The 300-nt window shown below is 54.3% G+C and carries 1 protein-coding gene; it reads right to left on the reverse strand.

Annotation, left to right across the window (positions count from 1 at the left end):
* The coding region (locus ACNKXV_RS14200) for a phytoene desaturase family protein (RefSeq protein ID WP_417908364.1) at positions 1-275 on the reverse strand (275 nt) is incomplete at its 3' end.
* Positions 276-300 lie beyond the last annotated feature (25 nt).

Raw genomic sequence — 300 nt, forward strand, 5'->3', positions numbered from 1 at the left:
TCCACCTCTTCGGCAAAGCGATTCGGATCAGCCCACGCCTTGATGGTACTTCCATCTTCCCAGAAATAATGGCAGGCCACGTCCAGCTTCTGGTACTCAAAGTGCTCCTTAGGGTCTTTTCCTGCCAGTCTAAACAGCTCCTCCACCTGATCAGGCAGCGTAAAAAGGGAGGGTCCGGCATCAAATCGGTAGCCTTGAATCTCGATCTCCGAGAGCTTTCCTCCCGGGTAGGCATTGGCCTCGAAGACCTCGACCCGATAACCCTTCAGGGCCATTCTGATAGATGCGGCTATTCCGGCT

It is taken from the genome of Christiangramia aquimixticola (assembly GCF_048285835.1).
GTDB lineage: Bacteria > Bacteroidota > Bacteroidia > Flavobacteriales > Flavobacteriaceae > Christiangramia > Christiangramia aquimixticola.